We start from the raw sequence: 19,669 nt of genomic DNA on the forward strand, positions 1-19,669 counted from the left end.
GGATGCCCGTGACAGAATCAAAAGCACTACTGCCTGCCCCGATTGACAAGCATCAGCCAACACGGCAAAGACTGTGGCCCCTCTGGATCATTACCCTGCTGGCACTTGCCCTGGCGGTGGCCCTTGCCCTCTGGAGCTGGCAGCAGTGGAATAACTACCAGTCACTGCAGCAATCCATCGCCAGCCTGGAAAGCGACACCGAACAGCTGGACCGCATGTACGGCCAGACCGGCAGCGAACAGGGCCAGCGCCTGCAGGCCCTGGAAGACAAACTTGCGGACCAGCGCGAACTCATCGCCACCCAACAGCGCCAGATCGACCACAACGCCCGTGAGTTACTGGAAGCCGGCAACCGCACACGTACCGACTGGCTGCTTGCCGAGGCGGAATACCTGCTCCGGGTCGGCAACCAGCGCCTGATGATTGAAAAGGATATCCGTGGCGCCCTGGCGGCGCTCGAATCCGCTGACGAGGTTCTGGCGGAGTCCGACGACATCGGCGTCTACCCGGTGCGCCAGCAACTGGCGAAAGAAATTCTTGCCCTCAAGGGTCTTGCCGACGTTGACCGCACCGGCCTCTACCTGAAGCTGGAGGCTGCTATCGACAGCATTCACCAGTTGACTGACAATGCCCTGGTCCACGATCGTGCCCCGGGATTTGTCAGCAACAACGAGAGTGACAGCCCGGAAAGCAACGCCTCCGAGCCCGGGTTGATTGCCGAGGGTTGGCATAAGGTCAAGCAAACTCTGTCACAAGTGGTCGTGGTCCGCAGGTTGGACGAACCGGTCAAACCCCTGCTGTCCCCGGAACAAAGCGCCTACGCCCGGCTCAACCTCCAGTTGATGCTGGAAGAGGCGGAACTGGCGGTACTCCGCGGCCACCAGGAGCTTTATTCCCGCGCGCTCGCCAAGGCCAGCAACGCCATCAACAACTGGTACGACAGCAGCAACGCCCGCATCATTGCTTTGTCCAAGACCCTGGATGAACTGGCGGAAAAGAACGTGGACCCGGAACTGCCGGATATCAGCCGTTCGCTGGAACTGCTCAAAGCCCGCCTGGCGGGACGGCTGGACAACGGCGAAGGAGACACTCCGGAAAACAGCAACGATGGTGAGCAGGGAGATGCCTCATGATCCGCATTTTGCTGATCATCCTGATTGCCCTGTTGCTGGGTACCGGTCTTGCCCTGGGGCTGCAGTACGACCTCGGCTATATTCGCATCAGCCTGGGCAATTACCTGATCGAGACCAATTTCTGGATTGGCCTGGCGTTGCTGGTACTGCTGGTTGTGGCGTCTGTTCTGGCCATCAACCTGTTTCGTCGCCTGCGCCACGGCACCGGCATGGTCGCCGGCTGGCTGGCCCGCAGCAATGAGCGCCGGGCACGCCGCCGTACCACCCAGGGATTGCTGGCCCTGGCGGAGGGCAACTGGCCCCGGGCACGCAAACTGCTTACCTCGTCGGCAGAGCACGCCGACACTCCTCTGATCAACTATCTGGCCGCAGCCCAGGCATCGTTCGAGTCCGGCGATCATGAAGCCGTTGACGAACTGCTGCGCAAGGCCTTTGAGAGTACACCCGGCTCCGACATGGCCGTGGGTATCACCCAGGCCCAACTGCAACTGGCCGGCAATCGCCTTGAGCAGGCCCTGGCCACACTGGTCAGGCTGCGCAAGCAGGCACCCCATCACCCGTTTGTGCTCAAACTGCTGAAAAACACCTACGTACGCCTGGAAGACTGGCGAGAACTCTCCCGCCTGTTGCCGGAGATCCGCAAGCGCAACCTGATGGAAAGCGAGGAACTGGGCAACCTGGAGCGACTGGTGTGGCACAACCTGCTGCAACGTGCCGCCGAGGAGTGCCGCCGCCAGTCAGGCGAACCTTCCGCTTCCCTTGAGCCGCTGACCAAGCTTTGGGACGAGTTGCCAGGGTTCCTTCGCCGTGACGAGCACACCATTCGCGAGTACGCCCGGCTGCTCGCCGATCTGGGCGATGAAGCACAGGCTGAAACCCTCTTGCGGAAAGTGCTGCGCAATCACTGGGGTGACGAACTGGTCAATCTGTATGGCCGCGTGAAGGGCCTGAAGCCGGATGAGCAGTTACTGGTGGCCGAACAGTGGCTGAAGGACCGCCCCAATAATGCAGAGCTGTTACTGGCACTCGGCCGCCTGAGCCTGCGCAACGAACTCTGGGGCAAGGCCCGGGAGTATTTCGAAACCAGCCTTCGGTTGCGCCGCAGCCGCGAAACCATGGCGGAGTTGAGTCGCCTGAATGCCCATATGGGGGAAGGTGAAAACAGCGTTAAGTTGTTGATGCAGGGGCTGGTCAAGGACAGTGGGTTGCCGGATTTGCCGATGCCGAAGGCCTGAAAGATCGGTGATTGGCTTTGTAGCCTGCCAGTTGGGTGGCTGGGCCTGGGTGGGGTACCTTTTCTTCTGGGAAAAGAACTCGCTTTGCTCGGACACCTTTTCCCTGCCAGAAAAGGTACCCCACCCAGGCCTGATCTGACGCTGGTGGTTTATCTGGTTGCTGGACGCCTGATTGTCGGATTACGGCTTTGCCTAATCCGACCTACATGGAGTTTGGGACATGGTGCGCGTAGGTCGGATTAGCGAAGCGTAATCCGACCGTGCCGGGCATCACCCCCTCGGCGCGTATTCCAGCACATCGGAGAAAAACGCCGCCTGCGGCAACCCGGCCTCTACCAATGCATCCATCAACGTATACACCATCGTCGGCGAGCCACTGGCGTGGACTTCCACGTTATTCCAGTTCATTCCTGAAGCCAGGACCGCTCGCACCAACTGATCGTGGTGTCCACTCCATTCGTTATCTTCGTCATCCCCTACCACGGGCAGAAATGTGAACGGTGGCCACTCTTCCTGCCACTTCTGAGCCAGGGATCGCAGGTACATATCTTCGTGGCGGCGAACACCCCAGTAAAACTTCACCGGCTTGTTATAAGAGGTTTCCCGCAGGTAATCCACCAGACTCTTCATCTGCGCAAAACCGGTTCCGGCGGCGACCAGCAACAAAGGTTTTTCTGGCGCTGATGCCAGGCAGGCGCGGCCGTGGGGCAGCTCAACGGTGACTTCCCCGCCGGAAGTAAGTGCGTCGATGACTTTCTGGGCTGAGACCCACTCCGGGGTGGCCTGGATGTGCAGTTCTATCAACTCATCCGAGGGGCTGCTGGCAATGGAGAAGTAACACGGATCCGTGCCCGGCAGGTTCACCGACAGGTACTGGCCGGCGTGGAAGGACAGTTCCCGGCGACGGGGCAGTTGCAGTTCCACACAGTATACATCATGGCTGATGGAACGGACGTCCACCACCTTCGCCAGGAACTTGCGGGGCTGATTGTCTCCGGCTGCCATAACGGCGTTTATCTCCAGTTCTAGGTCACTGAACGCGTGGGTGCGGCACATCATCAGCCGCCCAGTGACCGGAATTGTATGTTGATTGCGAGTGTTCAGGGCGTCGCCACTGGCCAGGCGAGCCTCACAAAGCTCGCACACTCCGTTGCGACATGCGGCAGGGACCGCAATACCTGCCCGCCCGGCGGCCGACAGAAGCGTCTCATCGGCTGTTGCGGTAAATGACAATGCAGCCGGCGAGAGAAGGACACGGAACACGTCTGTGGCCATATCAATCGGGGCGGTCGGGCGAAACTTCAATCCCCAGGCTGTCCCAAATGTCATCAACGCGCCTTTTTACGTCATCGGACATGGTAATGGGAGTGCCCCACTCCCGGTCGGTCTCTCCCGGCCACTTGCTGGTGGCATCCATGCCCATCTTCGACCCCAGCCCGGACACTGGCGAAGCAAAATCCAGGTAGTCGATGGGCGTGTTCTCCACCAGCACGGTGTCCCGGGCAGGATCCATGCGGGTGGTCATGGCCCAGATCACGTCTTTCCAATCCCGCGCGTTCACGTCATCGTCGGTGACAATAACAAACTTGGTGTACATGAACTGTCGCAGAAACGACCATACACCCATCATCACCCGCTTGGCATGGCCGGGGTACTGTTTCTTCATGGTCACCACTGCAAGGCGGTAGGAACAGCCTTCGGGCGGCAGGTAGAAGTCCACGATTTCGGGGAACTGTTTCTGCAGGATGGGGATGAATACTTCGTTCAACGCCACACCCAGGATCGCCGGCTCATCGGGCGGGCGGCCTGTGTAGGTGCTGTGGTAGATCGGATCCTTGCGATGGGTCATCCGCTCCACGGTGAACACCGGAAACTGATCCACTTCGTTGTAGTAACCGGTGTGATCCCCGAACGGCCCTTCGGGCGCCATATCGTCCGGGTAGATAAAGCCTTCCAGCACGATCTCGGCACTGGCCGGAACCTGCAGGTCGCTGAGGCCACACTGCACCAGCTCGGTCCGACCACCCCGCAGCAGGCCGGCAAAGGCATACTCGGAAAGGCTGTCCGGCACCGGCGTCACCGCCCCCAGAATCGTCGCCGGATCGGCCCCCAGGGCCACCGCTACCGGATAGGGCTTGCCGGGGTTGGCCTTCTGGAACTCCTGGAAATCGAGCGCGCCACCGCGATGGCTGAGCCAGCGCATGATCAACCGGTTACGGCCGATTACCTGCTGCCGGTAGATGCCCAGATTCTGGCGCTCCTTGTTCGGCCCGCGGGTAATCACCAGCGGCCAGGTCACCAACGGCCCGGCGTCCCCCGGCCAGCAGTGCTGTACCGGTATTTGGTAAAGGTCTACCTTGTCCTTTTCGATCACCACGTCCTGGCAGGGCGCGGAGCGAAGCACCTTGGGGCTCATGCGCATCACCTGCCGGAAAAGGGGCAGTTTTTCGATGGCGTCTTTAAAGCCTTTGGGGGGATCGGGCTCTTTCAGGAAGGCGAGCAGTTTTCCGATTTCCCGCAGTGCGGTCACACTGTCCTGCCCCATGCCCATGGCCACGCGCTTTGGCGTGCCAAACAGGTTGGCCAGTACGGGCATGTCGTAACCTTTGGGGTTCTCGAACAACAACGCGGGGCCACCTGCCCGCAGGGTGCGGTCGCAGATTTCGGTCATTTCCAGGTGGGGGTCGACTTCCACTGAAATACGCTTCAGCTCTCCCAGCTTTTCAAGCTGGCCTATGAAGTCTCTCAGGTCGTTGTATTTCATCGGCTGCTCCGGTTGATTCCGGCATTGTACGCGAATTCTTTGGTTTTGGTTCGGCTCTGGTTTTGGCTTGGATTTTTGCCTGGGTGCGGGAACAGGCTGGGGGACGCTGGTCCCAGACACGCCGTTAATACGTCCATGTAGGCTCCCATTTGCCATCCATGGCAAATGAGGGTCTGGGACCAGCGTCCCCCAGCCTGTTCACGAATCACGAGATAACCACTCGCAAAAGACGACAGAATCGAAAGCACAATGAAGTAGTGAGTACGCGCGCGCAAAAGTCCGATCAGCAATGCCGGGGATCTTCTCCCCGGACCGTGCATTGCCAAGGATGGCAATGCCGAGCCCCCATGGATGGGTTCACGGCGTGTCCGGGGAGAAGATCCCCGGCATTGCAAGCCCCCCAAGTCAGTGCGCAAAGAGGGCTCAGACCAAAACCTAGCGGCGTTTCATCGACTGGAAGAACTCGTCGTTGGTCTTGGTTTCACGCAGCTTGTCGAGCAGGAACTCGATGGCGCCGGTGTCGTCGTCCATGGAGTGCAGCAGCTTACGCAGAATCCAGATACGCTGGATATCCGCCTCGCTCATCAGCAGGTCCTCGCGGCGGGTACCGGAACGGCGGATGTTCATCGCCGGGTAAACGCGACGCTCGGCAATCTTGCGATCCAGGTGCACCTCCATGTTGCCGGTGCCCTTGAACTCCTCGTAGATAACCTCGTCCATCTTGGAACCGGTATCCACAAGCGCCGTTGCAAGGATGGTCAGGCTTCCGCCCTCCTCCACGTTACGGGCGGCACCGAAGAAACGCTTTGGCTTCTCAAGGGCGTGGGCATCCACACCACCGGTCAGAACCTTGCCGGAGGAAGGGATCACGGTGTTGTAGGCACGGGCCAGACGGGTGATGGAGTCCAGCAGGATCACCACATCCTTCTTGTGCTCAACCAGGCGCTTGGCCTTCTCGATGACCATCTCCGCCACCTGCACGTGACGGGCCGGTGGCTCGTCGAAGGTGGAGGCGATTACTTCACCACGCACGGTACGCTGCATCTCGGTCACTTCTTCCGGACGCTCGTCAATCAGCAGCACCATCACATGGCACTCCGGACTGTTGCGGGTGATGGATTGGGCGATGCCCTGCATCAGCAGCGTTTTACCGGCCTTGGGTGGGGAGACGATCAGGCCGCGCTGGCCTTTGCCGATGGGGGCGATCAGGTCGAGTACACGTGAGGACAGGTCCTCGGTACTGCCGTTGCCCGCCTCGAGCATCAGACGCTCGTCCGGGAACAGCGGTGTCAGGTTCTCGAACAGGATCTTGTTACGGGCGTTGTCCGGTTTGTCGAAGTTAATCTCGTTAACTTTCAACAGGGCAAAGTAGCGCTCGCCATCCTTCGGCGGGCGGATCTTGCCGGCAACGGTATCGCCAGTCCGCAGGTTGAAACGGCGGATCTGGCTGGGTGAAACGTAGATGTCGTCCGGGCCGGCCAGGTAGGAAGCGTCGGCGGATCGCAGAAAGCCGAAACCGTCCTGCAGAATTTCCAGTACGCCATCACCGTAAATGTCTTCGCCGCTTTTTGCATGCTTCTTCAGGATTGTGAAGATGACATCCTGTTTGCGCGAACGGGCAAGGTTGTCGAGGCCCATCTCTTGCGCAATATCGAGCAATTCGGGCACGGATTTCTGCTTGAGTTCAGTAAGATTCATAGGTTGTTAGATTGTCAGGAATGGAAGTAAACGAACATTGGAATGACAGGGACGCCCCTGAACGGATTGATCGGATATGCGTTGATCTTGGTGCTGGCCAGATGGAGCAACCGGTGTAGATGGAGTCCGGAAAAGTACTGAAGCCAGAGACAGGAAGAACAACCGTTCGCCGGGCAAGAGGGATCATCAGCCACCTTGCGTACCAATGTCAAGTGATGTTGCGCACTTTTGCACCGATTTCCGGTTTTTCAGCCATATCGGTCCATCCCGGCACCGGATCACCTCCCTCTGATGGGTTACTCCCCTTCCATTCAGCATTCCCAATGAGGATACTGTCAGACAGACCTTAAAGACTTCGGAGAGCACCCATGAGCAGCGACACCACCGTCGAACTGGAACCCTTGAACATCGCTTTGCTAACGGTGTCTGACAGCCGTGGTGAAGCGGAAGACTCGTCGGGGCGGTTCCTGGAAAACAGCATCGTTGAAGCAGGCCATCGGCTGGTTGCCCGACGCATCCTGCCGGACGATGTCTATCTCATACGCGCGCTGATGTCAGGCTGGATTGCAGACCCGGAGATCAACGTGGCACTCATCACTGGCGGCACCGGCTTCCATGAGCGCGACAGCACACCGGAAGCCGTCGCCCCGTTGCTGGACAAGGCCATCGATGGCTTCGGTGAGGAGTTCCGCCGGCTTTCCGCCAGCGAGATTGGCTCCTCCACGATTCAGTCCCGTGCCTTTGGAGGGTTGGCCAATCACACGGTGGTTTTCTGCCTGCCCGGTTCCACAAGTGCGTGCCGCACGGGCTGGAACGGCATTCTGGTCAGCCAACTGGACAGCCGCCACGGCCCCTGCAACTTCTCGGCCCTGGCCCTGGGCAAGCCGGACAAGCCTCTTAACCGGATCAATCAGGTCATTGGCGAGCGTTCGGAGCGATAATCCATGGCAAGTTCTGAGCTGACCCCCGTTGATGATGCCATTAACCACCTTGTCGGACAGGCCCGCCCGGTTGCCCGCACCGAAACAGTCGCCCTGGTGGATAGCCTGGATCGTGTTCTGGCAACAGACTACAGGGTGCCGGAGGACGTACCACCCGCGGACAACAGCGCGGTCGATGGTTACGCCGTGCGCGCAAGGGATCTTGCCGGTGAAACTCCGTTGCCGGTGTCCGGCCGGGTAGCCGCCGGCGAAGCGCCCGGAGCCCTCGAACCTGGAACGGCCGTGCGCATCTTTACCGGCTCGGAAATTCCTTCTGGGGCGGACTCGGTCATCATGCAGGAGCGAGTCAGCGTGTCCGGGGACAGCATCACCGTCAATGCCCCGGTAAGCGAAGGCCAGAATATCCGTCGCCGTGGCCAGGATCTGGCCCGGGGCGAACTGGCGCTGGCGGCAGGCACCAGGATCCGTCCCCAGGAAATGGGCCTGCTGGGTTCCATCGGTGTGGCAGACGTTACTGTTTACGCAAAACTGAAGGTCGCCATTCTGACCACCGGCGACGAGTTGGTGGACCCCGGACAACCACTGGGCCCCGGACAGATCTATAACAGCAATCGCTATACAATGCTGGGGCTGCTGGCGAAAGCAGGCTGCGCGGTGGTGCTCTGTGAAACCCTGAAGGACACCCGGGAAGCGACCCGCAGCACTCTTGAGCGGGCAGCAGCGGAGGCCGACCTGATCATCACCAGCGGTGGCGTGTCGGTGGGTGAGGAAGACCACGTACGGGCAGTGCTGGAGGAGGCCGGCGGCCTGTCGCTGTGGCGCATGGCCATGAAACCGGGCAAACCCCTGGCTTTTGGCAGCATTGGCGATACCCCGGTACTGGGCCTGCCCGGCAACCCGGCGTCAGTGCTGGTTACTTTCCTGGTGGTGGGAATGCCGCTGATACGCGCCTGCCAGGGCCGGACGGCCATTTCGGGCCATGGCGAACAAATGCCCGCCGGGTTTTCGATCGAGAAGCCTTCGGTTCGTCGGGAGTATGTCCGCGCCCGCAAGGGCATCGGTGATGAAGGTCCGGTCGTCCACGCCTCCCCCAACCAGAGCTCTGGTGTTCTGAGTTCGGCTTGTTGGGCTGACGGGCTGGCCGTGGTGCCGGAGAACGCTACCCTTGCCCTCGGTGACCCTGTCACTTACTACTCATTTGCGGAGCTATTGGAATAACCATGGCCACGAACAATACCATTACTGTGAAGTTTTTCGCCCGCCTGAGGGAGGAACTGGATACCGCCACGTTGACGGTTGAGGCCGAACCGGGGCTGACAGCAGGCCGGTTGCTTCATGATCTCGCTGGCAAGGGCGGAAACTGGGCTCAGCTGGACGGCGCGCTACCGGTGATGATTGCGGTCAATCAGGTGATGACAAAACCGGACAAGGTGCTGCAACCGGGCGATGAGGTGGCATTTTTCCCGCCGGTGACAGGGGGCTGACGTGATTCGTGTGCAGCAACAGGATTTTGATCCTGCAGAAGAATACCGCGCACTCCGTGGCTCTGGTTCCGGTACCGGAGCTATTGCGACGTTTACCGGCCTGGTGCGTGACAGTGGTGACCTGGATGGTGTGACGGGGCTGTTTCTGGAGCATTATCCCGGGATGACGGAGCAGGTTATCGAGGGGCTGGTTCGTGAGGCGTCCGGGCGCTGGGATGTGCATGAAGCGCGGATTATCCACCGGGTGGGGTATCTGTCTTTGGGTGAGCAGATTGTGTTTGTGGGGGTTTGCAGTGCCCACCGTGGGGATGCGTTTGCGGCCTGTGAGTTCATTATGGATGCTTTGAAGACGTCGGCGCCGTTCTGGAAGAAGGAGATTACTGGCGACAGTGAGCACTGGGTTGAGCAGAGAGCTGCTGACCTGGACCGGACTCGGAGTTGGGAGTAATCCGTCGAAACCTTCTGCCAGACGGCAAGTAATACCATCTCCCCTTCCGAAAAACGCTTTGAATACGTCCGTGTACGCTTGGGCTCCGCCATCCATGGCTCCGCACATTTTCGGAAGGGGAGATGGCATTACTCGCCTGGTGCAGAGTTGCCTTCAAGATCCTTCGGATCGATTTATGGCAATAAAAAACCGCCCGTGAACATCAGTCCAGGGGCGGTTTTGGCCGTTGGCAGCTATCAGAGATTGCTGTCGAGGAACGCGGCCAGTTGTGACTTGGACAGTGCGCCCACTTTGGTGGCGTCCACGTTGCCGTTCTTGAACAGCATCAGCGTGGGGATGCCGCGGATGTTGAACTTGGGCGGTGTCTGCTCGTTTTCGTCGATGTTCAGTTTGCAGACTTTCAGTTTGCCTTCGTACTCTTCGGCCATTTCTTCCAGTACCGGTGCAATCATCTTGCACGGGCCGCACCATTCTGCCCAGTAGTCCACCAGTACCGGTACGTCTGACTGCAGTACGTCCTGCTCAAAGGAGGCATCTGTAACGTTTACAATATTTCCGCTCATTTCAGTTTCCCGATTCGTGCACCCACCATCGGCCACGGCCGCATGGATGATGCTGTTGACTGTTCTGACAGTTGCCGAAAAAGGCTTGGGGCAACCGATTTCCTAAATTATTGTATGCGATACTTTACGCGATTGGTCAGGCGTATGTGAAGCGCTTCGTTCCAACCCGGCACTTCGGATTACCCTCATTCTGAGCGATGAGGTCCCATTGCGTTACACGGCATATCGCTTATAGTAATCACCATGTACGGCGGTTTCCGCCTGCCATCCCAGTGGCAAATGACCGTTTATGACCGCTTCCGGGCTTTCCGGCCTGCGGCCTTTCAAGCTCCCTCCCCTCTATTTAGGGCCTGGCAGAAGGAATTCAATACACGTGACGGCCAACTCCTCCGCCACCCCGCCAGAACTGCTCGCAGCAATTGATATGGGCTCCAACAGTTTCCACATGGTGGTCGCCCGCCTGGTTCACGGTGAAATTCGTACTCTCGAGAAGATGGGGGAGAAGGTTCAGCTCGGGGCTGGCCTGGACAGTTATAACCGCCTTACCGAGGAAGCCCAGCAGCGTGCCCTGGCCTGCCTCAGCCGGTTCGCCCAGAGGCTGCAGGGCATGCCGCCGGAGGCGGTTCAGGTTGTGGGCACCAACGCCCTGCGGGTGGCGCGCAATACCCAGGAGTTCATGGCCCGGGCGGAGGAAGTATTGGGATACCCGGTGGAGATCATCGCCGGGCGGGAAGAAGCGCGCCTGATCTACCTGGGCGTGTCCCACACCCTCTCGGATGACAGCGGGCGGCGTCTGGTGATTGATATTGGCGGCGGCAGCACGGAGTTCATTATCGGGGAACGTTTCGAGCCCCAGGAGCTGGAAAGCCTGCACATGGGCTGTGTGTCGTTCCGCAACCGTTACTTCCCCGATGGCAAGATTACCCGCAAACAGATGGACAGGGCCGTCACCCACGCCGAGCAGGAGTTGCTCAATATCCGCCAGCACTTCCGTAACAAGGGCTGGCAGAGTGCCGTGGGGTCGTCCGGTTCCATCAAGGCCATTGCCAGTGTGCTGGCCAGTCTCAAGATTACCGATGGCACCATTACCACGGAGGCCATGGCCGAGCTCAGGAAACGTCTGGTGGATATGGGCAAGGTGGAGAAGCTTGGTGACCTGGGCGTGCGCACTGACCGCCAGAGCATTTTCCCGGCCGGATTTGCCATCCTGATGGGTGCCTTCCAGTCGCTTCAGATATCGGAAATGACGTTCGCTGATGGCGCCCTGCGGGAAGGCCTGCTGTACGACATTGCCGGCCGGATTCAGCACGAGGATGTGCGCGAAAGGACCATCCAGGCCCTGCAGGAGCGTTACCATGTGGACCAGGAGCACGGCACTGCCGTTGAGAACACCGCCATCGCGGCCTGGCGGCAGGTGGCCGACACCTGGGCGCTGAATACGCCCGCCGACGAGGAGGTGCTGCGCTGGGCCTGCCGGTTGCACGAAATCGGCCTGACCATTTCACACAGCCAATACCACAAACACGGTGCCTACCTGCTGCGCTATTCTGACCTGCCCGGCTTCAGCCAGCAGTTCCAGCGCGACCTGGCGACATTGGTCCGCGGGCACCGGCGCAAGTTCTCTTCCGCCATTTTTGAAGGGCTGGACCCGGAGGACGTTCCCCGCTTGCGCTACCTGTGCGTGCTGGTGCGCCTGGCCGTACTGCTGCAGCATCCTCGGAATCACGAGCAGCCGCCGGAGTTTTGCCTGCACCCTTCAAACAACGGCCTTGCCGTGGAGTTCACCTCAGGCTGGCTGGATGAGCGCCCCCTGACCCTTGCAGACCTTGAAAACGAACGTGAGTACCTGGCCAAACAGGATTTCAGGCTTGAGGTGAACATCTAGGCCGTCAGTTCGGCCTCAAGGCTTTCCACGGTTTCACTTATTTCAAGCCACTCGGCCTCCACATCCGCCAGGCGGCTCTTGGCGCTGGCCTGCCTGCCCAGGAGTTCTTTCAGCGTCTGCTTGCCCTGATCGGAGTAGAGGTCCGGATCGGAAAGTTCCTGCTCCAGTGTCACCAGGGTGGACTGGAGACTGTCCATTTCCTTCTCCAGCGCAACCTGTTGCTTACGATAGGGGCTCAGCTTCTGGCGAATGGCTGCCTCTACCCGTTTACGGGTCTTGCGGTCTTCCGCGTTCTCACCGGCACCGCTCGCTGCCGCACCAGCGGCAGTTCCCTGGTTTCCGGCTGCCGGGGTACTGCCGTTCTCACGGCGGGGCGCTTCGGTTTCATCCTTGCGCCGGTCGGCCAGCCAACGTTCGTAGTCTTCCAGGTCGCCGTCGTATTCGGTCACCCGGCCATCATTCACCAGCCAGAAATCATCCACGGTATTGCGCAACAGGTGGCGATCGTGGGAGACCACCACAATGGCACCCTCAAAGTTCTGCAGGGCCATGGTCAGGGCCTGGCGCATTTCCAGGTCGAGGTGGTTGGTGGGCTCATCGAGCAGCAGCAGGTTGGGCTTTTGCCAGGCAATCACCGCCAGGGCCACCCGGGCCTTTTCGCCGCCGGAAAAAGAACCGATCGCGCTCAGGGCCTCGTCACCATGGAAGTCGAAACCACCAAGGAAGTTGCGAATACCTTGCTCGGATGCCCTTGGAGCCAGCCGCTGCAGATGCAGGAAGGGGCTGGCGTCCAGGTCCAGCGACTCCAACTGGTGCTGGGCAAAGTAACCGATGGCCAGGTGTTCCCCAGTCGTCCGTTCGCCGCGAATCAGTGTGCCTTCACCCCTCAGGGCATCCATCAGGGTGGACTTGCCAGCACCGTTGGGCCCCAGAAGGCCAATGCGGCTACCGGGCAGCAGGGACAGTTTAATCCCGTCCAGGACAACGGTTTCACCATAGCCGGCGGCGCCGTTGCGAATGGACAGCAGCGGGTTAGATACCTTGTCGGCCATCGGAAACTCAAAACTGAACGGCGAGTCCACATGGGCCGGGGCAATTTTTTCCATGCGCTCCAGCGCCTTGACCCGGCTCTGGGCCTGCCGGGCCTTGGTGGCCTTGGCCTTGAATCGGTCGATGAAACGCTGGATCTCAGCGATTCTGGCCTGCTGGCGCTCATAGCCGGCCTGCTGCTGGGCGATACGTTCGCTGCGTTGGGTTTCGAACGCTGAGTAATTACCCGTATACAGGTCCAGTCTTCGTTGATCGAAATGCACCAGGTGTGTCGCCACACGATCCATGAAATCCCGGTCGTGGGAAATGAACAGCAGGGTACCCTCGTAACGCCGCAGCCAGTTTTCCAGCCATAGACAGGCGTCCAGGTCCAGGTGGTTGGTGGGTTCGTCCAGCAGCAACAGGTCCGAGGGGCGCATCAGCGCCTGGGCCAGGTTCAGGCGGATCCGCCAGCCGCCTGAGAACGAAGACACCGGCCGGTCAGCATCGGCATCCGAAAACCCCAGCCCCCGCAGCAGGGTTTCCGCCCGGCGCGGCGCGGACCAGGCTTCGTGGACGTCCAGTTCGCCATGGATACGGGCAATGGTGTGGTCGTCCCCACGCTCTTCCGCGGCGGCCAGTTCTGCCTCCATCCGCCGCAGGTCGTGGTCACCGTCCAGCACAAAATCCCGGGCACTGCGGGGCGAGGCGGCGACCTCCTGAGCCATGTGGGCAATCCGGCATCCACCGGGCAACGACGCGCTACCCTGCTCCGGCGACAGCTGTCCCAGCAATAACTGGAACAAACTGGACTTGCCAGCGCCATTGGCACCGACTATCGCCACCCGTTGGCCAGGCTGGATGGTCAGGTTGACGGCTTCTAGCAACCAGACGCCACCCCGTTGTAAACTGAGATCGGTTATCGTTAACATAGCGTAATGGTATCAGGGAATATTTGATAAGGAACCGGCAGAGGTCCTATGTCGTGTAGCGGGAGCAAGATACCTGAGGATGCTGATCCGGAAAACCCGTTATGGCATTTTGCCTGCCGATTCTGGGCCTCATCCCCGGCACGGGAAACGTGTCTGGAGCTGCAGGACTGTGGCTGGAGCGTTACCCGGATTCTGTGCGCGGGCTGGCTGGCCTCATTGGGCAGAACATTTTCCGGCCTGGAGAGCCAGACGGTGATCGAATGGCGAAACCATGTTACCGAGCCACTCAGGTCCGCGAGGAAATACATTACTAAAAACAACCCCTGCACTGCTATTGTGAGGGAATGCGTTGCCCATAGTGAACTAGAAGCGGAGCGAGTAGAGTTGGCGCTGGCTTATCAGGCTCTGATTTCAGACAAACAAACAGGCAACGGTGAGAAGCCAACGGCCAGTCTGGCCCGGAGCAACCTTCTCGCCGCGGCACCGGATAAGACATTGGATAACGGGACCGGCAGCATGCTGGACACATTGACCAGAGAACTGTCGACACTCGTTGAGGGAGATAAAAGGCCATGTTGATGAAATGGCTAATCCGGCTGGCGTTTCCCGCACTGGGCGTTTTGGTGGCGTTGATGTTTTTCGGCCTGAACGACCCTGCGGAAACCACGAGCAAACCCGCCAAAGCGGAAACCAACACGGAAATTCCGGCTTTCGAGGGGTTGGTTCCTTCGCCGGTTCCAACAGAAGGCCCGGATATCGTCTTCAAATGGCAGGACAGCGACGGCAGTTGGCATTATGCCGACAAACCACCGGCACAAGGCCCCTGGAACGCCCTGGCCATAGAGCGATCGGAAAGCAAGAGAGTACGCCCGCCCATGCCTGACCCCGAGACAGACTGGCAGTCCCCCTACCATGCGCCCTTTTCTCTCGCGCCGGACACCGCCAACAACGGCAGTTGAGGTTACCCTCCTTCCTTAACACATGTTCAGTGGCATCTGGCGACAGAACCCGTTACCTTCTGTGCGTTCCCGATCATTCAATGACTAGTACGACTAAGGACGATGTAATGAGAAAAACCCTGATCGCACTAACAGTTGCCGGTGTCATGGCAGGCTGCTCCTCTCCTCAGGACGCTGCTCCGGAAGACCCCGCACTGGAATCCACTGACGAGAAAGTCAGCTACGGCATGGGCCTGGTGATGGGCCAGAGAATGAGTAATGATCTGCCAAACCTGAAAATGGAGCAGTTCCTGCAAGGCATCCAGCACGGCCACGCCGGTGATGATGAGCAGACGCGCATGAGCCGCGAAGAAATCCAGGAAGCCCTGATGGCCTACCAGACCCAGCTCCAGGAGCAGGAATCGGCCAAGGCGGAAGAACTGGCAAAGAAAAACCTTGAGGCCGGTGAAGAGTTCCTGGCCGAGAACGCCAAGCGAGAAGGCGTTAAAACCACTGACTCCGGACTGCAGTATGAAATTCTGGAAGAGGGCGAGGGCGCCAAGCCAACGGCTGAAGACCGGGTACGTGTGCACTACACTGGCGAATTGATTTCGGGAGAGGTGTTCGACAGCTCCCGCGAGCGCGGCGAGCCGGTGACGTTCGGACTGAACCAGGTCATCCCTGGCTGGACGGAAGGTCTGCAACTGATGTCGGAAGGCAGCAGGGCCAAGCTCTACATTCCATCGGAACTGGCTTACGGCCCAGGTGGAAACCAGCGGATCGGACCCAATGAAACCCTGGTGTTTGACGTGGAACTGCTGGAAATCAATCCGGAATAAACCGCGCCATTACCGTTTCTTCCCCCGCTTCACTCTATGATGCGGGGGAAGACTCTCGCCTGGTATTCAGGCGGAGGACATCACCTTGTCGGCATGGGCGTTGTGCAGATGCTCGATCAGGAAATCTTCCATCTCAAATCGATTTTCCAGGGTTTCGCCCAGTTCTGACAACTGCTGGAACAAATCGCGCACTTCGTTTTCCGTCAATGACTGACCGTTCAACCGGTCATTGAAGTTCAGCGCCGTTTCCGTGGTCTGTTCTATCTTCGGATACAGCTTTGCCGCGAGCTCAAGCCCGCCGTCGTTGAATTCCCGGGCTTCCTGCACCAGTTGCTCATATATCTCGAAGTGCCCTGCCGAGACATAATCCACCAACACCTCACACAGCCTGACAAACTTGGCGCGCAGCGCATCCGTTTGGGAGTAATCCGTGGCAGCAGACAGCTCGCAGTAGTGCACCAGCAGCTCCTGCCTCTCTTTCAGCCAGCGGTCAATCAGCTCGCTGACACCACCCCAACGCTCCCTGGCATTACGGCAATTATCCAACATGACGCCTCTCTCCGGTTACCGGGTTCTGGTTTGATTCTTGTTGTATCGAAACTCAAGTTACCCCATGCCAGCGGTCCGTCGCAACCGTTTCAGCCCTGTATCCACTCACGCTTTCTGCCGGGCCGAAACAGCAGAACCAGGCCGGCGACAACCAGCAGGGTGAAAAAGATGGCCGTCCAGCCGGGAATACTGAGCCCCAGGAAGCGCCAGGTCACTTCGGCGCAGTCCCCGGTGCCTTTCAGCGCAGTGGTCAGTACCTCCATCCAGGGCAACACATCCAGCATATAGTCCACCGAGGGGCCACAAGCGGGAACCTGATCGGCCGGCAGGCTTTGAAGCCACAGCTGGCGCCCCGCAACCCCGAGGCCGGCGCCGGCGCTTACCACCAGCAACAGACCGTAAACCCTAACGCCGAAGCCACGGGGGCCGTGAAGGGCTGCCAGCAGGCTGACAAGACCCGCGGCCATGAAACCGAAGCGCTGCAACCAGCACAACGGGCAGGGTTCCAGCCCCATCACATGTTCCATGTAAAAGGCCACACCAAGTAGCCCGGCGCAAAGCAGGAATATCAGGAAAAAGACAGCTCTGGAATTCAAGTGCGTACCTCGGATCAACGTTCGGGTCAGGTATTTCATTCTGCCTTGGGCGGCTGAAGCACCGGATGCTGCAACCACGCATCTAGCCTGCTATTCTCCCAGCATCAGGAGGCACCGGCAGGTGCCCAGCCACTAAACCTTAAACCAACACGAACTTCAAGCCTATGAGACTTAAGCTAAAGCACTTTCTGCTAACTCTGGTTTTCACGCTTACCCTGGCCCCGGTGGCCCTTGCCCAGGAGGAGCCGGAAGGAGAAGAGGAGACTCAGGAACAGCAGGAAGAACCGGCAATCACCGACTACATCGAAATGGATCCTTCCTTCGTTACCCATGTGGGGGAGCCGGATACCAAGCTCACCTACCTGAAGGCCGCCGTTACCCTGAGAGCATCAAAGGAGACCACTCGCCCCGCGGTGGAGGCCCACATGCCAAGACTGCGCCATGAGCTGGTCATGCTGTTTGGGGAGCAGACCGACACTGACCGACTGTCTGGAAACGAGGGGCAACAGGCGTTGCGGGAAGAGGCCACACAGCGGATTAACGCGGTACTGGAAGAACAGCAGACCGGCGAGCGCATCACCGGCGTGCTATTCACCGAATTTGTCGTACAGAAGTAACAGCCGGCACACCACCGGGCGGAAAGCGGGAAAGGATGTCAGGCGATGCGAGAGAACAGGTCATCGGCAGGCTGTACCTCACCGGCAACCTGTTCAGCGTCTTCCCAGCCCGCCTCCCAGGCAGCGACAACGACCTCACCACGGTACGGACAGCGGCTGCGCTCCATGCCCATGGAGGCGGCCATGTAGCCCTGGCGATAGGCTTTGTTCAGGGATTCCACATCCCATCCCAGCTTGATGTCTCTGGCCATGCCGGTTCTCCCTTTACCTGTCAGCCACCATCAGATGGTGCCTTTCTGTTTACAGAAATTAACAGCGCTAACAGAAAGTGACAAACGTTTATCACGTTTCTGTGCGACAGGTCCGGGAAGAATGTGAACGAGTGTTTTTCACCCGGCTCATGAGCGCAGGTATTGCTCCAGAAATTCGCCAAATGGCTGGTTTTCCGCGTGTTCCATTTCAGCCTGCTCGGCGAGGGAGTCGGCTGTCATTTTTTCGAAGGCGGCCATCACCTCCGGCGACAGCCCTTCCTCACGAAGTGTCTGCTGATGCTGCCGGGACATTTCCAGCCCCCACTCACGGTGCCCCATGCCGGAGCGCTCCATGGCATCCAGTACCCGTGCTGATGGCACCTGAAGCGGATCGTCCAGCTTGGCCCGCTGATCGTCAAGCGCGCGCCGATAGGTGTTGTCACCGTTCCAGCCGTCAAGCTGTTCGGCCAGTGGCGCCAGACGATCCAGTATACCGGTGGCGGCGTCACCAACCCGGACTCTCTCTCCAGCACGACAAAGGGTCAGATCAGGATCCCGGCCCTGCGCCACGACGTCCTGATAATTGTCATCCAGGCGGTCGCATTCGGCATCGTCAATGCGCGGGCTGTCGCAGAGCAGGCAGTCCAACAGAAACAGGTCGAGGAAGTCGATCTGGCTTTCGTTGACGCCCACCGGGGAGAACGGGTCCAGGTCCAGGCAACGCACTTCGATGTACTCCACACCACGGGATTCCAGGGCCTGAATCGGCTTTTCTTCCCGCTCGGTCGTGCGCTTGGGGCGCACCGCGCTGTAGTACTCGTTCTCGATCTGCAGCACGCTGGTATTGATCTGGATAAACTCGCCGTCACGCCGGGTGCCGATCTCTTCGTAGGGCGGCCAGGGGGTATGGATGGCCCGGAACAGGGTGTCTGTGTAGGTCTTCAGCTCGTTAAAACAGATATTCAGCGAGGCCTGGGCATTGTTGTGGTAACCCAGATCCCCCATGCGCAGGGAAGTGGCATTCCGGCCATACCAGGTGTCGCCACTGAACCGGGCCAGGTCATGACGTACACCCGCCACAAAACTGGCATCCAGCGCCGGGGAGGCTCCGAACAGCAACATCAGCAGCCAGCTACGGCGGCGGAAATTGCGGATCAGCCAGAAGTACTGGTCTGACTTGAAGTCCTGCAAACTTTGCTGGTTACCAAGAGCCTGTTGCCACAGGCGCCAGAAGCTCTCTGGCAACGACAGGTTGTAATGGGCGCCGGCAATGCTCTGCATCATGCGCCCATAGCGTACCGCCAGCCCCTGGCGATAGACATGCTTTAGGCGCCCGATATTGGCCGTACCGTATTCCGCGATGGGAATGCTTGCGTCGCCGTCCAGCTCACAGGGCATACTGGCGGCCCAGAACACTTCATCGCCCAGGTTGTGCTGTACGTACCGGTGAATATCCCGGAGCGAATCCAGCATTCCGCGAGTGGTGTCGAACACCGGTGTAATCAGCTCAAGCAGGGCTTCGGAGTAGTCCGTGGTGATTCGCGGGTGGGTGAGCGTGGAGCCCAGCGCACGCGGATGCGGAGTCTGGGCGATAAAGCCGTTGCGATCGACCCGCAGGCCCTCTTTCTCCACGCCCTTCCTGAACCCTGTCCACTGGCTGGCCGTGAACTGCTGAAAAAGCTGATGGCGGGATTCACCCATGAATGACTCCTGCTGGGATGGCCCCGGGATCACCGGCGGCCATGAGTATAGTGTGTAACGGCGCGG

20 protein-coding genes are annotated in these 19,669 nt (G+C 59.4%); 11 read left to right on the forward strand and 9 right to left on the reverse strand.

Features of this window, described 5'->3' with window-relative positions; all coding sequences use genetic code 11:
* The first annotated feature begins 2 nt into the window (after positions 1 to 2).
* Together NLU14_RS07080 and NLU14_RS07085 are read left to right on the forward strand one after the other, a co-directional pair.
* The gene (locus tag NLU14_RS07080) at positions 3 to 1,133 is read left to right on the forward strand and encodes a uroporphyrinogen-III C-methyltransferase (protein WP_275705505.1); all 1,131 of its coding nucleotides are present in this window, start codon (positions 3 to 5) and stop codon (positions 1,131 to 1,133) included.
* Complete coding sequence (locus tag NLU14_RS07085; protein ID WP_275705506.1) at positions 1,130 to 2,368, forward strand: heme biosynthesis HemY N-terminal domain-containing protein; 1,239 nt, start codon at positions 1,130 to 1,132, stop codon at positions 2,366 to 2,368. Before NLU14_RS07080 ends, NLU14_RS07085 begins: the two co-directional genes overlap by 4 nt.
* Before the next feature lie 270 nt (positions 2,369 to 2,638).
* Here the strand turns inward: NLU14_RS07085 and NLU14_RS07090 are convergent, their stop codons facing one another.
* The 3 genes from NLU14_RS07090 to rho form a co-directional block, all read right to left on the reverse strand.
* Positions 2,639 to 3,643 carry a 2Fe-2S iron-sulfur cluster-binding protein gene (locus tag NLU14_RS07090; protein WP_275705697.1) on the reverse strand — a complete coding sequence of 335 codons (1,005 nt, stop codon included), beginning with the start codon at positions 3,641 to 3,643 and terminating at the stop codon, positions 2,639 to 2,641.
* 1 nt (position 3,644) lies between these two features.
* Positions 3,645 to 5,132, reverse strand: coding sequence for a 4-hydroxy-3-polyprenylbenzoate decarboxylase (gene ubiD / locus NLU14_RS07095; protein WP_275705507.1), 1,488 nt, complete (start codon positions 5,130 to 5,132; stop codon positions 3,645 to 3,647).
* A 435-nt stretch (positions 5,133 to 5,567) separates the two neighbouring features.
* A complete protein-coding gene (gene rho / locus NLU14_RS07100) occupies positions 5,568 to 6,830 on the reverse strand; it encodes a transcription termination factor Rho (protein WP_275705509.1) in 1,263 nt (420 codons plus the stop codon).
* Positions 6,831 to 7,198: 368 nt separating this feature from the next.
* Between rho and moaB the strand changes: the two genes are divergently transcribed.
* The 4 genes from moaB to NLU14_RS07120 are packed head-to-tail and all read left to right on the forward strand — an operon-like array spanning position 7,199 to position 9,703.
* Positions 7,199 to 7,771, forward strand: a complete 573-nt coding sequence (gene moaB, locus NLU14_RS07105) for a molybdenum cofactor biosynthesis protein B (RefSeq protein WP_275705510.1) — start codon at positions 7,199 to 7,201, stop codon at positions 7,769 to 7,771.
* A gap of 3 nt (positions 7,772 to 7,774) precedes the next feature.
* Positions 7,775 to 8,989, forward strand: coding sequence for a molybdopterin molybdotransferase MoeA (locus tag NLU14_RS07110; RefSeq protein ID WP_275705511.1), 1,215 nt, complete (start codon positions 7,775 to 7,777; stop codon positions 8,987 to 8,989).
* A gap of 2 nt (positions 8,990 to 8,991) precedes the next feature.
* Complete coding sequence (gene moaD, locus NLU14_RS07115; RefSeq protein WP_275705512.1) at positions 8,992 to 9,255, forward strand: molybdopterin converting factor subunit 1; 264 nt, start codon at positions 8,992 to 8,994, stop codon at positions 9,253 to 9,255.
* Between the two features lies 1 nt (position 9,256).
* Positions 9,257 to 9,703: a molybdenum cofactor biosynthesis protein MoaE gene (locus NLU14_RS07120; RefSeq protein WP_275705513.1), complete on the forward strand. Its 447-nt coding sequence runs from the start codon at positions 9,257 to 9,259 to the stop codon at positions 9,701 to 9,703.
* Between the two features lie 236 nt (positions 9,704 to 9,939).
* Here the strand turns inward: NLU14_RS07120 and trxA are convergent, their stop codons facing one another.
* A complete protein-coding gene (gene trxA, locus NLU14_RS07125) occupies positions 9,940 to 10,266 on the reverse strand; it encodes a thioredoxin TrxA (protein ID WP_007153552.1) in 327 nt (108 codons plus the stop codon).
* A 373-nt stretch (positions 10,267 to 10,639) separates the two neighbouring features.
* Between trxA and ppx the strand changes: the two genes are divergently transcribed.
* Positions 10,640 to 12,151, forward strand: coding sequence for an exopolyphosphatase (ppx, locus tag NLU14_RS07130; protein ID WP_275705514.1), 1,512 nt, complete (start codon positions 10,640 to 10,642; stop codon positions 12,149 to 12,151).
* On the opposite strand, the gene NLU14_RS07135 is transcribed toward ppx, so the two are convergent.
* Positions 12,148 to 14,112: an ATP-binding cassette domain-containing protein gene (locus tag NLU14_RS07135; RefSeq protein ID WP_275705515.1), complete on the reverse strand. Its 1,965-nt coding sequence runs from the start codon at positions 14,110 to 14,112 to the stop codon at positions 12,148 to 12,150. The two genes, ppx and NLU14_RS07135, sit on opposite strands and share 4 nt — an antisense overlap.
* Positions 14,113 to 14,160: 48 nt before the next feature.
* Here NLU14_RS07135 and NLU14_RS23100 point away from each other — a divergent pair, with 48 nt between their 5' ends.
* The 3 genes from NLU14_RS23100 to NLU14_RS07145 all read left to right on the forward strand — a co-directional run bounded on the left by NLU14_RS23100 (position 14,161) and on the right by NLU14_RS07145 (position 15,889).
* On the forward strand, positions 14,161 to 14,691 hold the full coding sequence (locus NLU14_RS23100; RefSeq protein ID WP_420845045.1) for a DUF2390 domain-containing protein: 531 nt from the start codon (positions 14,161 to 14,163) through the stop codon (positions 14,689 to 14,691).
* Entirely contained in the window at positions 14,685 to 15,071 is a 387-nt protein-coding gene (locus NLU14_RS07140; RefSeq protein WP_275705516.1) for a DUF4124 domain-containing protein, read from the forward strand. Before NLU14_RS23100 ends, NLU14_RS07140 begins: the two co-directional genes overlap by 7 nt.
* Positions 15,072 to 15,178: 107 nt before the next feature.
* Positions 15,179 to 15,889 carry a BamJ family beta-barrel-assembly machinery protein gene (locus NLU14_RS07145; protein WP_275705517.1) on the forward strand — a complete coding sequence of 237 codons (711 nt, stop codon included), beginning with the start codon at positions 15,179 to 15,181 and terminating at the stop codon, positions 15,887 to 15,889.
* 66 nt (positions 15,890 to 15,955) lie between these two features.
* Here NLU14_RS07145 and rsd read toward each other — a convergent pair whose 3' ends face one another.
* Both rsd and NLU14_RS07155 read right to left on the reverse strand, forming a co-directional pair.
* A complete protein-coding gene (gene rsd / locus NLU14_RS07150) occupies positions 15,956 to 16,438 on the reverse strand; it encodes a sigma D regulator (protein WP_275705518.1) in 483 nt (160 codons plus the stop codon).
* Between the two features lie 89 nt (positions 16,439 to 16,527).
* Positions 16,528 to 17,034 carry a disulfide bond formation protein B gene (locus tag NLU14_RS07155; RefSeq protein WP_275705519.1) on the reverse strand — a complete coding sequence of 169 codons (507 nt, stop codon included), beginning with the start codon at positions 17,032 to 17,034 and terminating at the stop codon, positions 16,528 to 16,530.
* A 164-nt stretch (positions 17,035 to 17,198) separates the two neighbouring features.
* On the opposite strand from NLU14_RS07155, the gene NLU14_RS07160 reads away from it, so the two are divergent.
* Positions 17,199 to 17,651 carry a flagellar basal body-associated FliL family protein gene (locus NLU14_RS07160; protein ID WP_275705521.1) on the forward strand — a complete coding sequence of 151 codons (453 nt, stop codon included), beginning with the start codon at positions 17,199 to 17,201 and terminating at the stop codon, positions 17,649 to 17,651.
* 38 nt (positions 17,652 to 17,689) lie between these two features.
* Here NLU14_RS07160 and rmf read toward each other — a convergent pair whose 3' ends face one another.
* Positions 17,690 to 17,902 (reverse strand): ribosome modulation factor, encoded by a 213-nt coding sequence (gene rmf / locus NLU14_RS07165; RefSeq protein WP_275705522.1) that lies wholly within the window; start codon positions 17,900 to 17,902, stop codon positions 17,690 to 17,692.
* A 147-nt stretch (positions 17,903 to 18,049) separates the two neighbouring features.
* Positions 18,050 to 19,603: a glutamate--cysteine ligase gene (gene gshA / locus NLU14_RS07170; protein ID WP_275705523.1), complete on the reverse strand. Its 1,554-nt coding sequence runs from the start codon at positions 19,601 to 19,603 to the stop codon at positions 18,050 to 18,052.
* Between the last annotated feature and the right edge of the window lie 66 nt (positions 19,604 to 19,669).

Source organism: Marinobacter iranensis (assembly GCF_029207565.1).
Lineage (GTDB): Bacteria > Pseudomonadota > Gammaproteobacteria > Pseudomonadales > Oleiphilaceae > Marinobacter > Marinobacter iranensis.

Bases quoted from the DNA above. Each gene is read 5' to 3' on its own strand.
- NLU14_RS07135 (WP_275705515.1), bottom strand. From the start codon at position 14,112: ATGTTAACGATAACCGATCTCAGTTTACAACGGGGTGGCGTCTGGTTG.
- rsd (WP_275705518.1), bottom strand. From the start codon at position 16,438: ATGTTGGATAATTGCCGTAATGCCAGGGAGCGTTGGGGTGGTGTCAGC.
- ubiD (WP_275705507.1), bottom strand. From the start codon at position 5,132: ATGAAATACAACGACCTGAGAGACTTCATAGGCCAGCTTGAAAAGCTG.
- NLU14_RS07160 (WP_275705521.1), top strand. From the start codon at position 17,199: ATGAGACTTAAGCTAAAGCACTTTCTGCTAACTCTGGTTTTCACGCTT.
- trxA (WP_007153552.1), bottom strand. From the start codon at position 10,266: ATGAGCGGAAATATTGTAAACGTTACAGATGCCTCCTTTGAGCAGGAC.
- moaB (WP_275705510.1), top strand. From the start codon at position 7,199: ATGAGCAGCGACACCACCGTCGAACTGGAACCCTTGAACATCGCTTTG.
- rho (WP_275705509.1), bottom strand. From the start codon at position 6,830: ATGAATCTTACTGAACTCAAGCAGAAATCCGTGCCCGAATTGCTCGAT.
- NLU14_RS07110 (WP_275705511.1), top strand. From the start codon at position 7,775: ATGGCAAGTTCTGAGCTGACCCCCGTTGATGATGCCATTAACCACCTT.
- NLU14_RS07145 (WP_275705517.1), top strand. From the start codon at position 15,179: ATGAGAAAAACCCTGATCGCACTAACAGTTGCCGGTGTCATGGCAGGC.
- rmf (WP_275705522.1), bottom strand. From the start codon at position 17,902: ATGGCCAGAGACATCAAGCTGGGATGGGATGTGGAATCCCTGAACAAA.
- gshA (WP_275705523.1), bottom strand. From the start codon at position 19,603: ATGGGTGAATCCCGCCATCAGCTTTTTCAGCAGTTCACGGCCAGCCAG.
- NLU14_RS23100 (WP_420845045.1), top strand. From the start codon at position 14,161: ATGTCGTGTAGCGGGAGCAAGATACCTGAGGATGCTGATCCGGAAAAC.
- NLU14_RS07085 (WP_275705506.1), top strand. From the start codon at position 1,130: ATGATCCGCATTTTGCTGATCATCCTGATTGCCCTGTTGCTGGGTACC.
- NLU14_RS07080 (WP_275705505.1), top strand. From the start codon at position 3: ATGCCCGTGACAGAATCAAAAGCACTACTGCCTGCCCCGATTGACAAG.
- moaD (WP_275705512.1), top strand. From the start codon at position 8,992: ATGGCCACGAACAATACCATTACTGTGAAGTTTTTCGCCCGCCTGAGG.
- NLU14_RS07090 (WP_275705697.1), bottom strand. From the start codon at position 3,643: ATGGCCACAGACGTGTTCCGTGTCCTTCTCTCGCCGGCTGCATTGTCA.
- NLU14_RS07140 (WP_275705516.1), top strand. From the start codon at position 14,685: ATGTTGATGAAATGGCTAATCCGGCTGGCGTTTCCCGCACTGGGCGTT.